The following is a 14,000-nucleotide window of genomic DNA, read 5'->3' as shown; positions in this document are numbered from 1 at the left end:
GAAGGCTGTTCCTCTATGTAGGGACAGCTTTTTTGTAGTGTAATAGGGAGTAACAAGAAATGGAATCGAAATGAATAAGCATGAATGACTGGCTGCTGCCGGTCTTTTTTTGTTTTTTAGCTAGCGTGAACGGCATAACTTGAGCGGAAAAACATACATTGAATAAAAAGGGAGGAGAAGGAGGAAATCATGATCGATACGATTCTATCTTATTTGCCGCCGACATTAAAGGAAGTTATTCAATGCTTGCCGTCCCAAGTGAAAAATGAGATGGAAGAAATCAGAATCCGAATGAATCAGCCGTTAGAAATCATTGCTCGACAAGTGTTCTTTTTGCCTCATATTGTGACAACAGAGGAAGGACAAGCTTTGATGAATAAGCTGAGTCAGCACTCTTTTTATGCTCTAGATGAAGAATTGAGATGTGGGTATTTAACAATCGAAGGCGGTCATCGAGTGGGTCTCGCAGGAAAGGTCATTTTAGAACGAGGGAAAGTGAAGGCGATTCGTCATCTCTCGTCTTTTAACTTGCGGATCGCTCGCCAAAAAATTGGAGTGGCTAAGCCGTTCATTTCGGCTCTTTATAAAGATCGATGGAAAAGTACATTGATCATCGGTGCCCCACAAGCAGGGAAAACAACGTTACTTCGAGATATCGCAAGAGTCGCCGCTAGCGGGGAGCAAGCAATGAACTTATCTCCAGTGAAAGTGGGAATCGTGGATGAACGTTCAGAAATTGCTGGTTGTGTTAAAGGGATTCCTCAGCTGGATGTAGGGAGTCGCACGGATGTTCTTGATGCGTGCCCGAAAGCAGAGGGAATGATGATGATGATTCGCTCAATGAGCCCGGATGTATTGATTGCTGACGAAATCGGAAGAGAAGAAGATGGACAGGCCGTTGCGGAAGCAGTGAATGCTGGTATTACTTTAATGGCGACCGTCCATGGAATGAGCTTAAAAGAGGTAGCTAAAAGGCCGATGATCGAAAAAATGATTCAAAATGGTGCTTTTGAACGGTTTATTGAGCTAGCGTTTCAAGACGGGGAGCGGATATTTCATATTCTCGATCAAAATGGCAAGAAGTTAGCCGTGAGAGTAGGGGAAGCCCTGTGAAGTGGATCGGAGCACTTTTCATTTTACTAGGCTCTTGCTGGATAGGGATGGAGCAAGGACGGAAGCTAAGTGAGCGACCACGACAGATTCGATTGTTAAAGTCGGCTTTGCAATCGTTAGAAGCAGAAATTGTGTATGGACATACCCCTTTATATGAGTCAGCTAGAAAATTATCTGAGCGCTTGCCACAGCCGATTGCTACTCTCTTTTCCTCCTTTGCTCAACTATTGACAACAACTGAAATGGATGCGCAAGCGGCTTGGAGAAAAAGCTTACAGGATATTTGGTCACGAATGGAATTAAAAGAGGAGGAACGATCGATTTTATTGGAGTTTGGGGAGACGGTGGGCCGACATGATCGACTAACCGAACAAAAGCAAATTTTGCTGACGCTCACTCATTTAGAACGTCAAGAGCAAGAGGCGGCTGAAGCATATAAACGTTATGGAAAGCTGTATCGAAATTTAAGTATTATCGGTGGCTTATTTATCGTTCTGCTACTTTTATAGCAGAGAAGGAGGAGAACAATTGGGCATTGAAGTGGAAATGATATTCAAAATAGCCGGCGTCGGTTTGATCGTGGCTTTCCTCCATACGATTTTAGAGCAAGTAGGAAAAAAAGAGTACGCTCAGTGGGTTACTTTATTTGGGTTTATTTACGTCTTATTTTTAGTAGCGACGGTCGTGGAGGATTTGTTTAATAAAATTAAAGATGTATTTTTATTTCAATGACGGGAGAGGGATACGATTGAAATTATTCAAATAGCCGCAATAGTTCTTGTTGCTGTATTCTTTGCTCTGTTACTGGAAGAGCATCAGCCCGCCTTTACTTTTGTGCTCGTACTGTTTGTCGGCAGTAGCCTATTTTTGTTTTTAGCGGATCAAATCGCCGAGGTGGTTTTGATGATTAAGAAGCTGGCTGCTCGTGCGGAAGTGGAGCTTGTGTATGTCGAAACGATGTTGAAAATTATTGGTGTTGCTTATATTGCCGAATTCGCTGCACAAATGACAAAGGATGCTGGTCAAGAAGCACTAGCAACGAAGATGGAGCTAGCAGGCAAGGTCATTATTTTATCGATGGCTGTTCCGATTTTAACCCTGTTAATTGAAACAATTTTGTCGATGCTACCGAATTAACAAAAGCATGACTGATGGTGGTGGATGTGTATGAAGCAACGGTTAAAGTTCGCTCTTTTGTTCTTCATTCTGATTGCATCAGCCTCTTATAGTGTACAAGCAGAGGGTGAGGAGGAGCCACTTGATTTAGGTGGAATGGCGAAAGAGCAATTACAGCATTTAGGACTAGAGGATCTGTCCGCTCAATGGGATCACATTGTAAGAACGTACGGACAATATTTGCCGGAAGCAAAGCGAGGACCATTACCGAGTCTATTAGAAGGTGGACAGTCCGTTTCGTTAAGTGAATGGGTAAAAGGATTAGCTTCTTTCGTCTTTCATGAATTGACGGCTAATGGCAAACTGCTCGGAACTCTAATTTTGTTAACGGTGTTTTCTGTCTTTCTGCAAATTCTCCAAAATGCCTTTGAGCAAGGAGTAGTTAGTAAGACGGCTTATGGCATCGTGTTAATGGTGCTGATGATTATCGCTTTAAATAGTTTTCGCTTAACGATGGATTATGCCATCGAAGCAGTGGATGGAATGATTCAATTTTTGCTCGCGCTTGTTCCGATCCTTCTCGCTCTATTAGCCACAACTGGAGGAGTAGTTTCAGCTACGCTGTTTCACCCATTTTTACTTTTTTTAATGAATATTAGCGCGATATTAATTCAAAAAGTCGTGTTGCCTCTGTTGTTTTTTGCCACGCTTATTAGCTTAGTAAGTCTTTTTTCTGAATATTATCAAGCGACGAAGCTTGCCGATCTACTTCGGCGCTTTAGTATCGGTTTGCTCAGCGTGTTTATGGCGATTTATTTAGCGGTTATTTCCATTCAAGGAACAGCAGCCGCTGTGTCTGACGGACTAGCGATTCGAGCTGCCAAATTCCTTGCCGGAAATTTTATTCCTGTCGTTGGCAGGATGTTTACGGAAGCTGCGGATACAGTGATGAGCGCCTCCTTATTATTGAAAAATACGCTCGGCCTTGCAGGAGCAGGAATGCTGTTATTAATTATCGCTTTTCCAGCTTTAAAGATCTTTGTCCTAATTATGATCTATAAAATCTCAGCAGCGATACTACAACCGCTTGGAGACAAAGTGGTCGTCAATTGTCTCGACATCATCAGCAAAAATATGACCTATGTGTTAGCCGCTCTCGTGATTGTCTCCTTCATGTTCTTTTTATCCATTGTCATTCTCGTATCTGCAAGCAATTTAGCCATGATGATTCGTTAAAGAAGGGACCGAGAAGAATGGCTTATATAATGGACTGGCTCGGTAATGTGTTAGCTTTTATTCTCCTTGCTGCTGTAGTGGACATGCTATTACCTACGTCTTCATTTCAAAAATACGCAAGGGTCGTGATGGGCTTGCTGTTATTACTAGTGATGCTTCAGCCGATGTGGACATTGTTTTCTATCGACATGGAGCAAGAGCTGTATGACTGGATTGATCAGCAGACAACGGATGAAAAGCTAGAACAGGAGTTGACGGTCAAACAAGGTCGCTTAGAGTCGACGAAACAACTGTATATATTGAAAAATGCTGAACAGCAGCTACGTACTCAAGTGGAAGATGAATTAAAGAATCAATTTCAAAAGAAAATAATAGATTTAAATATTGAGGTTCACAATTGGGGAGAATATGCCCCTGAAGATATTGCACAAGTAGATGTATATATGGCTTCTATGGACAAGAATACATCGGCTATGACAGTAGATGAAGTCGTGATCGATTCACCTTCCACATTACAAGTAGATCGGAAGGAAGACGAGTCACTCATCGATTTTCTCTCGAAAAAGTGGAATATTCCGACCGAGCAACTGAATATTCATATGGTAGAGGAGGGGGACAGCCTTGAGTGATCGGAAAAATCTGTTAGAACGGCTTCAGTCCTTAATTCCATCTAAAAAAAGCGGAGAGGAGAAATCAACAAATAAGGCAAAATGGATGGTGATTGTCGCTATCCTAGGCATGGGCATGATGTTGTTTAGTGACTTGAAGGAAAGAGGAGACATACCTGTGATCAATCAAGGGCATCAAACTAATGGTGAAGAAGCATCCGAACAAAAAAATTCGTCGATTCAATCCTCAACAAGCGACTACGAGCAAGAATATGAAAAAAAACTACAATCTGCGCTTGAGGAAATGGCTGGTGTCAGTAATGTGACAGTTGTAGTCAATATAGAAGCCAGTGAACAAAGAGTGCTAGAAAAAAACACAGCTGTCAAATCACAAGAAACGAAAGAAATGGATAAGAAGGGTGGAGAACGGACCGTCATTGATCAAACGAGAGAAGAGGAATTAGTGATGATGAAAGAAGAGCATGGGGACGCTCCCGTCATATTAGAAATGAAGAAGCCGGAAATACGTGGAGTGTTGGTCGTGGCGGAGGGAGTAGAAAATATTCAAGTGAAGAAATGGGTCATTGAGTCGGTTACAAGAGTGCTACATGTACCGAGCCATCGCGTAGCCGTCATGCCGAAAAAACCAAAGGAGGAAGCTTAAAATGCTATTGAAAAAACAAACCGTTTGGTTGTTAACGATGATCAGTCTAGTTGTCGTATTATCTGTCTACTACATTACTTCTCCAGAGCAGCTTTCACCTGACGTCGCCTCGACGAAAAATCAAGCAGGAGAGACGAATGAGTCAGCCGAACAAATGCCTCAAGAAACAAATGGAGCGGCGAGTGATCAACAAGTAGAGGTCGTGACAGAAACGGCAGGAGATGAGGCATTTGACCTTCTTCGATTAGAAATGGAGGATCAAAGAAATAAGCTGAAGGAGGATTTGACAACGAAAGTCGCTTCATCAGACCTTTCAGCTGAGGATAAAAATCAAGCTTATGAAGAAATGGAAAAATTAACAGAATTAGCAACGAAAGAAAGTGTGTTAGAGACACTCATTAAATCAAAAGGGTATAAAGATGCTCTCGTTCGTGCAGATGGAACGAATATTAAAATCACCGTCAAAGCTGAAAAGCATTCCGCTACCGCAGCGAATGAAATCATTCGTCTGGCACGGGACGAGCTAGGAAAGCAACCGGTTGCGGTGGAATTTCAAACAGTGAAATAAAGATCAAAATGAAAAGTCAGGAGCTGTCTTGAAAAGGAGCACCTTTAGAAGGTCCCTTTTATCTTAAGATCGCTCTTTTTTTGTTTGCAGATTAATAGAGGCAATTAAAAAAATATTTTTAAAATTTTTATTTATCATATCATATTCACTGGAGAAGCGATAAAATATATGGGTAGAATTCTCTTCCTTAATTAAAAGTTGAATTCTTACTAGATGTTATCGTAAGATGTTATTATCTAGTCATAATTTTTCAAGGGGTGTCAGAGATGAAAGTACAGGAAATAAGAGAATTGATTAAACTTGTTGATCAATCCAATATTGAAGAGTTTGTATTTGAATCAGATGGTAGTAAAGTCAAAATGAAAAAGAACGCAGGCGTGACATACTCTGTAGTGAAGGATGTACCACAGGAAGCACCGAAAGTAGAAGCTGCTCCGGTACAAACAGAACAACCGGAAGTAAAGCCTGTCGTTCAAGAAGTACCAGTGCCAGAAGCGCCAAAAGCAGTAGAAAGCACAGGAAATTTACATACAATCACGTCTCCGATGGTAGGAACGTTCTATCAATCTCCATCTCCAGACGCGGAGGCATACGTGAAGCCGGGATCAAAAGTGTCTAGTGAAACCGTTGTTTGTATCGTAGAAGCAATGAAATTGTTTAACGAAATTGAAGCGGAAGTGGAAGGCGAAATTGTCGAAATTCTTGTGAAAGACGGGCAATTAGTTGAATACGGTCAACCGTTATTTTCAGTAAAGCCTTTATAAGGAGAGATCGGGAATGATTAAAAAGTTATTGATCGCCAACCGTGGGGAAATTGCTGTGCGTATTATTCGCGCTTGCAAAGAACTTGATATAGAAACGGTGGCTGTCTATTCCGAAGCAGATAAAGAAGCTCTCCACGTGCAATTAGCGGATGAAGCTTTCTGTATTGGACCTACTGCTTCTAAAGACAGCTATTTAAATTTCACAAATATTATTAGTGTAGCTAAATTGACGAATTGTGATGCGATCCATCCGGGTTATGGGTTTTTGGCAGAGAATGCGAACTTCGCAGAGATTTGTCGTGAATGCAATATCATCTTTGTCGGTCCATCTCCAGAAGCTATCACTCAGATGGGAACGAAAGATGTAGCGCGTGATACGATGGAAAAAGCAGGTGTGCCAATCGTACCGGGTTCTGATGGCATTATTCCATCGATCGAAGAAGGAATGGCGATTGCCGAGGGAATTGGATACCCAGTTATTATTAAAGCGACAGCTGGCGGTGGTGGAAAAGGGATTCGTGTCGCTCGCGATGAAGAAGAACTCGTCAAAGGCATTAACATGACCCAGCAAGAAGCCGCCACAGCGTTTGGTAACCCAGGTGTCTATTTGGAAAAATTTATCGAAGATTTTCGCCATGTTGAAATTCAAGTACTTGCAGATACGCATGGAAATGTGATTCACTTAGGTGAACGTGATTGTACTATCCAACGTCGTATGCAAAAGTTGCTTGAAGAAACGCCTTCACCGGCTCTTGATGCCAAAGTTCGCGAAGAAATGGGAAATGCAGCAGTGAAAGCAGCGAAAGCAGTTGATTATACAGGTGCAGGAACGGTAGAATTTATTTATGATTATAATCATAAACAGTTCTATTTCATGGAAATGAACACAAGAATTCAAGTAGAACATCCTGTAACGGAAATGGTAACAGGTGTGGACTTGATTAAAGAGCAGATTCGTGTAGCATCTGGCGAGGAATTGGCTCTTACACAACAAGAGGTAGAGTTCAATGGCTGGTCGATTGAGTGCCGAATTAATGCAGAAAATCCAGAAAAGAACTTTATGCCATCTCCTGGTCGTATTACAGCTTATATGCCACCTGGAGGTTTTGGAGTTCGGGTAGATTCTGCTGCTTATCCAGGTTATATGATTCCACCATTTTATGACTCCATGATTGCTAAACTTATCACGTTTGGAGCGACTCGTGAGGAAGCGATTGCTCGAATGAAGCGTGCGTTAAGCGAATTTGTCATCGAAGGAGTCCATACAACTATTCCATTCCACTTACAGTTGCTTGATCATGAGAAATTCGTTGATGGAGAATTTAACACGAAATTCCTTGAAATGTACGAAGTGATGAATTCATAAACTATTTAACACGGGGGTGTTGATTGATGGCAGAAAATAGCCAAGGAAATCAAGTTTTAGAAATGAGTAATGGAGACAATGGTATGGGGCGGATTGAAATTGCTCCTGAAGTAATTGAAGTCATTGCAGGAATCGCTGCATCTGAAGTCGATGGCGTCGAGAAAATGCGTGGTAGCTTTGCATCAGGTGTCGTGGAGCGTCTCGGTAAGAAAAACCACGGTAAAGGTGTTCGTGTTCACTTAGCAGAAGACGGCATTAAAGTTGATGTGTATTGTGTGATCGCATTTGGTGTATCGATTCCTGCAGTCGCTCAAAAAATTCAAGATAATATCCGACAAGCGTTATTAAATATGACGGCACTTCAAGTAGATGAAGTAAACATTCATGTTGTCGGTATTCAGTTTGAAACAAAAAGCACTGAAAGCGATTTAGTACCAGAAGCGTAAAATGAAAGGCTGACCTAAGCAAAATGGGTAAGGCGTATGAAGCCTTACCTAACGGGTCAGCTTTTTTTTGTTGTTTGTCGATCATTATTTATTTTTAACAAAGATTTTAAAAACACAGCTTTTTTGCAAGAACATGTGTATTTTTTTTATTTTATGCTATTATCATTTTATGATGAAAAAGCAAAAGGAGTTTAAATGAATGAAAAGACGTACAGCACGTGAGAAAAGCTTGCAGGCACTTTATCAAATCGATATGAGTGGAGCAACCCCTGAAGAAGCGATCCAAAATGTATTAGAGGATGCTCCGGTCGATGAATATTTACAAAAAAGTGTGATGGGTACGATTTCTCATTTAGAAGAGATTGACCAAATCGTTAAGGAGAATCTTGAGAATTGGTCATTTGATCGTTTAGCAAAAGTCGATCGCAATATTTTACGATTAGCGGTATATGAAATGAAGTATACCGAGGATGTGCCTGACAAAGTGGCGATTAACGAAGCAGTGGAGCTAGCTAAGAGTTTTAGCGATGAGCGTTCAAGTAAGTTTATTAATGGTGTATTATCACGAATTAAAGATTCGATATAATAACGAATGGCTAACAAGGGGGAAACAATCATGACAGCAACAATCATCGATGGTAAACAAATTGCGAAAGATATTCGCCAAGAATTAAAGGGAGAAATCGAAACTCTAAAGCAAAAAGGAATCACTCCAGGCTTAGCGGTTATTTTAGTTGGGGAAGATCAAGCTTCACAAACGTATGTAAGAAATAAAGACAAAGCTTGTGAAGAGGTTGGAATCCATTCGGAAATCTATCGTTATCCGGCAGATCTTACAGAAGCAGAATTGCTTGAAAAAGTGCAAGAGTTGAACGAGGATGAAAATATTCACGGCATTCTTGTTCAATTGCCATTACCTTCTCATATTTCAGAAGACAAAGTGATCGATGCGATTGCTCCTGAAAAGGATGTAGATGGCTTTCATCCAGTCAATGTAGGGAAAATGTCGATCGGGAAGGAAGCTTTTTATTCTTGTACACCTTATGGCATTATTAAAATGCTTGAAAAAGAAAATATTTCTTTAGAGGGCAAGCATGTCGTCGTTGTCGGTCGCAGCAACATCGTTGGTAAACCAGCCGCTTTGCTTTCTTTAAAAGAGAGCGCAACAGTAACCGTTTGTCATTCGAGAACGACAGACTTGTCTGCTTTTACAAAGCAAGCAGATGTAGTGATCGCTGCTGTCGGTCAAGCGAAATTTTTAAAGGCGGAAGATTTCAAATCAGGAGCGGTTGTGATCGATGTGGGGATGAACCGTGATGAAAACGGCAAGCTTTGTGGCGACGTTGACTTTGAAAGTGCGAAAGAAGTAGCCGGTGCGATTACACCAGTTCCAGGTGGTGTAGGTCCGATGACGATTACGATGTTATTGTTTAATACTGTGCAATCGGTAAAACAAAAAGTAGCGATGGCGGCATCTAAATAAGCAGTTTGAAATGTCAAAGCTGCCTCCCGAACATGTTATAATAGGGAGGCAGCTTTTTAGCTTGACCCAAAAAGGTGGGATGGAAGATGGATGTACAACGCTATTTAACAGTTAAAGCGTTAACGAAATACATAAAACGAAAATTCGATGCTGATCCGCATTTAACGAATGTGTTTGTTAAAGGAGAAATCTCTAACTTTAAAATGCACTCTAGCGGACATATGTACTTTACTTTAAAAGATGATCAGGCGCGGATGTTGGCGGTTATGTTTTCCTCTGCCAATCGATCGTTAAAGTTTAAGCCAGAAAACGGAATGCAAGTGTTAATTAAGGGAGATATCACTGTTTACGAAGCCGGCGGTCAATATCAAATATATGTGAAGGCGATGCAGCCAGATGGTATCGGCGAGCTCTATCTAGCATTTGAGCAGCTAAAGAAACGTCTGGAAAAAGAAGGGCTGTTTGATGTTACCAAAAAACGCTCCCTGCCTCCCTATCCTAAAGTGGTTGGTATCATTACTTCACCAACAGGAGCAGCCGTGAGAGATATCATCACAACGATCAAGAGGCGCTATCCAGTCGCTCAAATGCTCGTCTATCCAGCCCTTGTTCAAGGAGAGAACGCCGCTCCTTCGATTGTATCAGCGATTGAAAAAGCGAATGTTGATGGTCAAGCAGACGTGTTAATTATCGGACGTGGGGGCGGCTCGATTGAGGAACTCTGGGCTTTTAATGAAGAACAAGTAGCTTTAGCAATTAGTGCTTCACAAATACCGACCATCTCAGCTGTCGGTCATGAAACAGATGTGACCATCGCTGATTTTATTGCGGATATGAGAGCACCGACACCTACAGGGGCTGCTGAGCTTGCTGTACCGCATATCGAAGAAGTTGTCGAAAAAGTAGCCGCAAAAAAAACACGATTAATTCGAGCGATGTCAGAAAAAATTCGGCGGGAAAGAAAACGATATGAAGCTGTCAAAAGCTCCTATATTATGCGCAACCCAGAGGCGCTATATCGTCAACAAGCGGAACGACTAGATCGACTAACGGAAAAACTGGTTAGAGAGCAGACTCTTTATTTGAAACAGACTCATACTCAAATTCATGAGCTGACTAATCGTTTACAAAGAAGTCATCCAGGGAAAAAAATTCATGAGTCTACGATCGAAGTGGATCGATTAAAAATGAGATTGACTCGACAAATGCAAGCTGTATTTAACCGTAAAGAAGACGAATTTAAACGAAAAGTATCTTTACTTCAAGCATTAAGTCCGTTAAAAGTGATGGAAAGAGGATATAGCCTCACTTATACTGCTGATAATCAATTAGTGAAATCAACGAGAGATGCTAAAGTGGGCGAGGAACTGAGAGTCCGATTGTCCGATGGGAGCTTGTATTGTCAAATTCAATCGATGGAGGAGGATAAAAATGGAGAATAAAAAACTTAGTTTTGAAGAAGCGATGGATCAGCTAGAATCGATTGTGACAAAGCTCGAAGAAGGCGATGTTCCGTTAGAAGAAGCGTTGAGTTATTATCAAAAAGGAATGGAATTATCTGCTTTTTGTCATGAAAGATTGGGGAGTGCAGAAGAACAATTAGCAAAATTAATGACCGAAGATGGAGAGCAGGACTTCGTTGTTCGTGAGGGGGAATAACAGAGTGAGCCAATTGTCAGGATTTATCGATGCACATAAAACAGAACTCGAAACAAAATTACACACAATCATTTCTACAATCACAGCTCCAGACATATTAATACAAGCAATGGATTATTCTCTTCAAGCAGGTGGAAAAAGACTTCGTCCGATGTTATTGTTTGCGACGGTCGCTGCTTTTCGCAAAAAAACATCGCTTGGAATGGAAGCTGCCGCCGCTTTAGAAATGATTCATACGTATTCCTTAATTCATGATGACTTACCGAGCATGGATGATGATGATCTCCGTCGGGGCAAGCCGACTAACCATAAAGTGTTTGGCGAAGCGACGGCTATATTAGCGGGAGATGCCTTGTTAACTCATGCTTTTAAAGTGATCACTCAATCACTGGAATATTCCAGTGACCAGAAAGTATGGTTGATTGATCGGTTATCTCAAGCGGCTGGACCTAGTGGGATGGTCGGGGGGCAAATGGCCGATATCGAGGGAGAAAACAAACAGTTAACTTTAGAAGAACTTGAGTATATTCATAAACATAAAACGGGTAAGCTGTTAGAGTTTAGCGTGATGGCAGGAGCCTTTTTATCAGGAGCGACAGAAGAGCAATTACAGCATTTTCAAACATACGCCAATCATATTGGCCTTGCTTTTCAAATTCAAGACGATATATTAGATGTGGAAGGCTCAGAAGAAAAAATCGGCAAACGAGTCGGTAGTGATGTGAATAAACAAAAGAGCACGTATCCAGCTTTACTGACGCTTGAGGGAGCGAAAGACAAGCTTCAGGAGCATTTAACAAAAGCGCTTCAAGCGATCGAAAAAACGAATACAGATGCTGAACTTTTGAAGGAACTTGCCCATTTAATTGCTCATCGAGATCAGTGAAAAGTGACTAAAATTGTTGTAATTTGCGACGTGTGATATAATATCAGTACCATTTTTATTAACTAGCCGTTATCACGTCATAGTGTTAGCGGCTCTTTTTTCAAAGTCACTAAAGCGAAAAGTTGTAGAAAAAATCAAGCACGTTATAATAAAGTCAAAGTGACAAATGACATAGTAATGAAAGCGAGTGATCCTATTGGATCTATTATCAATTAAAGACCCTACTTTTTTGAAAAACATGTCCATAGATGAATTAAATGAATTAAGCGCAGATATTCGTCAATTTTTAATCGAAAATTTATCAAAAACGGGAGGTCACATCGGGCCGAACCTAGGGGTAGTAGAGTTAACGATTGCCTTGCATCGTTGCTTTCAAAGCCCTATCGATAAAATTCTATGGGATGTTGGACACCAGTCGTATGTTCATAAAATATTAACAGGGCGTGCCGGACAATTCGATACTCTTCGTCAGTACAAAGGATTGTGCGGTTTCCCTAAATGCTCGGAAAGTGAGCATGATGTATGGGAAACCGGCCATAGTTCCACGTCTTTATCCGCAGCGATGGGGATGGCGATTGCGAGAGACTTAAAGAAAGAGAAGTCTCATGTTATTCCAGTCATTGGTGATGGTGCCCTAACCGGAGGAATGGCTCTTGAAGCGATGAATCATATTGGACATGAGAAAACGAATATGATTGTGATTTTAAACGATAATGAGATGTCCATCGCTCCTAACGTTGGAGCGCTTCATCAAATGTTGGGGCGTTTGCGAACAGCCGGTAAATATAACTGGGTGAAAGATGAACTTGAAAGCTTACTGAAAAAAATTCCAGCTGTTGGTGGGAAAATGGTTCATACAGCGGAACGATTAAAAGATAGTTTAAAGTACTTATTTGTATCAGGTATGTTTTTTGAAGAGATGGGATTTACGTATCTTGGCCCAATTGATGGTCATAATTTTGAAGATTTGTTAGAACAGCTACAATATGCAAAAAAAGTAGAAGGACCTGTCATCCTTCATGTGTTGACGAAGAAAGGAAAAGGCTATCGTCCAGCTGAGTTAGATACGCAAGGAACATGGCATGGAATCGGTCCATATAAAATGGAAACGGGAGCGATTATAAAGCCTGTCAATCAGCCGCCTGCTTGGAGTGCGCTTGTGAGTGAAACGGCTCGCAAAATTGCCCGTACCGATGACCGTGTCGTTGCTATTACACCGGCAATGCCTGTTGGTTCTAAGCTGTTAGGGTTTGCCGAGGAGTTTCCTGATCGGATGCATGATGTAGGGATTGCCGAGCAGCATGCCGCAACGGTAGCCGCAGGGCTTGCGACGCAGGGGATGAAACCGTTTCTTGCCATTTATTCGACGTTTTTACAGCGAGCTTACGATCAAGTTGTCCATGATATTTGTCGACCGAATTTAAATGTGTTTATCGGCATTGATCGGGCGGGTCTCGTAGGTGCAGACGGTGAAACGCATCAAGGAGTATTTGACATCGCTTTTTTACGTCATTTGCCTAATATGGTCTTGATGATGCCAAAAGATGAGAATGAGGGACAGCATCTCGTGTACACAGCTTTTCAATATAACGACGGTCCGATTGCGATGCGCTTTCCGCGAGGCAATGGACTCGGTGTGCCGATGGATGAACAATTGAAGGAAATTCCGATTGGTTCTTGGGAAGTGTTGAAAGAGGGGCAGGATCTCGCGATTTTAACATTCGGTACAACGATTCCAATGGCGATGAAAGCAGCAGAACAGGCGGAAAAACAAGGGATTTCCGTGAAGGTTGTCAACGCTCGTTTTATTAAACCGATGGATGAAGCGATGCTGTTACGGATATTAAATGCGGATATGCCGATTTTAACGATTGAAGAAGCGGTTCTTGAAGGAGGCTTCGGAAGTGGAGTTCTTGAATTCGCTCATGATCACGGATATCATGATCACGTGATTGATCGCATGGGAATTCCTGATCGTTTCATCGAGCATGGAAGCGTCGACTTGTTGTTAGAAGAAATTGAATTAACGGAAGAAGCCGCTGTTGCGAAGTTGCGTGCGATGATTCCGAAAAAACAGAAAAGAGCGTAAGC

At 41.6% G+C, this 14,000-nt stretch carries 17 protein-coding genes; all 17 read left to right on the top strand.

What is annotated here, in order from left to right; translation table 11 throughout:
- Nucleotides 1-192: 192 nt before the first annotated feature.
- Nucleotides 193-1,113: a stage III sporulation protein AA gene (spoIIIAA, locus tag ACSVDJ_RS11360; RefSeq protein ID WP_439169095.1), complete on the top strand. Its 921-nt coding sequence runs from the start codon at nucleotides 193-195 to the stop codon at nucleotides 1,111-1,113.
- Nucleotides 1,110-1,622 (top strand): stage III sporulation protein SpoIIIAB, encoded by a 513-nt coding sequence (spoIIIAB, locus tag ACSVDJ_RS11355; RefSeq protein WP_439168838.1) that lies wholly within the window; start codon nucleotides 1,110-1,112, stop codon nucleotides 1,620-1,622. The genes spoIIIAA and spoIIIAB overlap by 4 nt, the downstream gene beginning before the upstream one ends.
- A gap of 37 nt (nucleotides 1,623-1,659) precedes the next feature.
- Nucleotides 1,660-1,845 (top strand): stage III sporulation protein AC, encoded by a 186-nt coding sequence (gene spoIIIAC / locus ACSVDJ_RS11350; protein WP_439169094.1) that lies wholly within the window; start codon nucleotides 1,660-1,662, stop codon nucleotides 1,843-1,845.
- A gap of 24 nt (nucleotides 1,846-1,869) precedes the next feature.
- The gene (gene spoIIIAD, locus ACSVDJ_RS11345) at nucleotides 1,870-2,250 is read left to right on the top strand and encodes a stage III sporulation protein AD (RefSeq protein ID WP_439169093.1); all 381 of its coding nucleotides are present in this window, start codon (nucleotides 1,870-1,872) and stop codon (nucleotides 2,248-2,250) included.
- A gap of 30 nt (nucleotides 2,251-2,280) precedes the next feature.
- Nucleotides 2,281-3,465 carry a stage III sporulation protein AE gene (spoIIIAE, locus tag ACSVDJ_RS11340; RefSeq protein ID WP_439168836.1) on the top strand — a complete coding sequence of 395 codons (1,185 nt, stop codon included), beginning with the start codon at nucleotides 2,281-2,283 and terminating at the stop codon, nucleotides 3,463-3,465.
- Nucleotides 3,466-3,482: 17 nt separating this feature from the next.
- Entirely contained in the window at nucleotides 3,483-4,094 is a 612-nt protein-coding gene (spoIIIAF, locus tag ACSVDJ_RS11335) for a stage III sporulation protein AF (RefSeq protein WP_439168834.1), read from the top strand.
- Nucleotides 4,087-4,737 carry a stage III sporulation protein AG gene (gene spoIIIAG / locus ACSVDJ_RS11330; protein ID WP_439168832.1) on the top strand — a complete coding sequence of 217 codons (651 nt, stop codon included), beginning with the start codon at nucleotides 4,087-4,089 and terminating at the stop codon, nucleotides 4,735-4,737. Before spoIIIAF ends, spoIIIAG begins: the two co-directional genes overlap by 8 nt.
- A gap of 1 nt (nucleotide 4,738) precedes the next feature.
- Nucleotides 4,739-5,305, top strand: a complete 567-nt coding sequence (locus tag ACSVDJ_RS11325; protein WP_439168831.1) for a SpoIIIAH-like family protein — start codon at nucleotides 4,739-4,741, stop codon at nucleotides 5,303-5,305.
- A gap of 266 nt (nucleotides 5,306-5,571) precedes the next feature.
- Entirely contained in the window at nucleotides 5,572-6,069 is a 498-nt protein-coding gene (gene accB / locus ACSVDJ_RS11320) for an acetyl-CoA carboxylase biotin carboxyl carrier protein (protein ID WP_439168830.1), read from the top strand.
- A gap of 13 nt (nucleotides 6,070-6,082) precedes the next feature.
- Nucleotides 6,083-7,435 carry an acetyl-CoA carboxylase biotin carboxylase subunit gene (gene accC / locus ACSVDJ_RS11315; RefSeq protein ID WP_439168829.1) on the top strand — a complete coding sequence of 451 codons (1,353 nt, stop codon included), beginning with the start codon at nucleotides 6,083-6,085 and terminating at the stop codon, nucleotides 7,433-7,435.
- 26 nt (nucleotides 7,436-7,461) lie between these two features.
- Complete coding sequence (gene yqhY, locus ACSVDJ_RS11310; RefSeq protein ID WP_439168827.1) at nucleotides 7,462-7,881, top strand: lipid-modulating alkaline shock protein YqhY; 420 nt, start codon at nucleotides 7,462-7,464, stop codon at nucleotides 7,879-7,881.
- A 199-nt stretch (nucleotides 7,882-8,080) separates the two neighbouring features.
- Nucleotides 8,081-8,467: a transcription antitermination factor NusB gene (gene nusB, locus ACSVDJ_RS11305; protein WP_439168826.1), complete on the top strand. Its 387-nt coding sequence runs from the start codon at nucleotides 8,081-8,083 to the stop codon at nucleotides 8,465-8,467.
- Between the two features lie 30 nt (nucleotides 8,468-8,497).
- Nucleotides 8,498-9,364, top strand: a complete 867-nt coding sequence (gene folD / locus ACSVDJ_RS11300; protein ID WP_439168825.1) for a bifunctional methylenetetrahydrofolate dehydrogenase/methenyltetrahydrofolate cyclohydrolase FolD — start codon at nucleotides 8,498-8,500, stop codon at nucleotides 9,362-9,364.
- Nucleotides 9,365-9,450: 86 nt separating this feature from the next.
- Nucleotides 9,451-10,806 (top strand): exodeoxyribonuclease VII large subunit, encoded by a 1,356-nt coding sequence (gene xseA / locus ACSVDJ_RS11295; RefSeq protein WP_439168824.1) that lies wholly within the window; start codon nucleotides 9,451-9,453, stop codon nucleotides 10,804-10,806.
- Nucleotides 10,796-11,023: an exodeoxyribonuclease VII small subunit gene (locus tag ACSVDJ_RS11290; RefSeq protein WP_439168823.1), complete on the top strand. Its 228-nt coding sequence runs from the start codon at nucleotides 10,796-10,798 to the stop codon at nucleotides 11,021-11,023. The genes xseA and ACSVDJ_RS11290 overlap by 11 nt, the downstream gene beginning before the upstream one ends.
- Before the next feature lie 13 nt (nucleotides 11,024-11,036).
- The gene (locus ACSVDJ_RS11285; RefSeq protein WP_439169092.1) at nucleotides 11,037-11,909 is read left to right on the top strand and encodes a polyprenyl synthetase family protein; all 873 of its coding nucleotides are present in this window, start codon (nucleotides 11,037-11,039) and stop codon (nucleotides 11,907-11,909) included.
- A 196-nt stretch (nucleotides 11,910-12,105) separates the two neighbouring features.
- Nucleotides 12,106-13,998: a 1-deoxy-D-xylulose-5-phosphate synthase gene (gene dxs, locus ACSVDJ_RS11280; protein WP_439168821.1), complete on the top strand. Its 1,893-nt coding sequence runs from the start codon at nucleotides 12,106-12,108 to the stop codon at nucleotides 13,996-13,998.
- The last annotated feature ends 2 nt before the right edge of the window (nucleotides 13,999-14,000 follow it).

The organism is Bacillus sp. Hm123 (assembly GCF_051842975.2).
Taxonomy (GTDB): Bacteria; Bacillota; Bacilli; order Bacillales; family Domibacillaceae; genus Bacillus_CE.
Note: the sequence above shows the minus strand (reverse complement) of the source record. Positions and strands in the feature narration are given on the sequence as shown.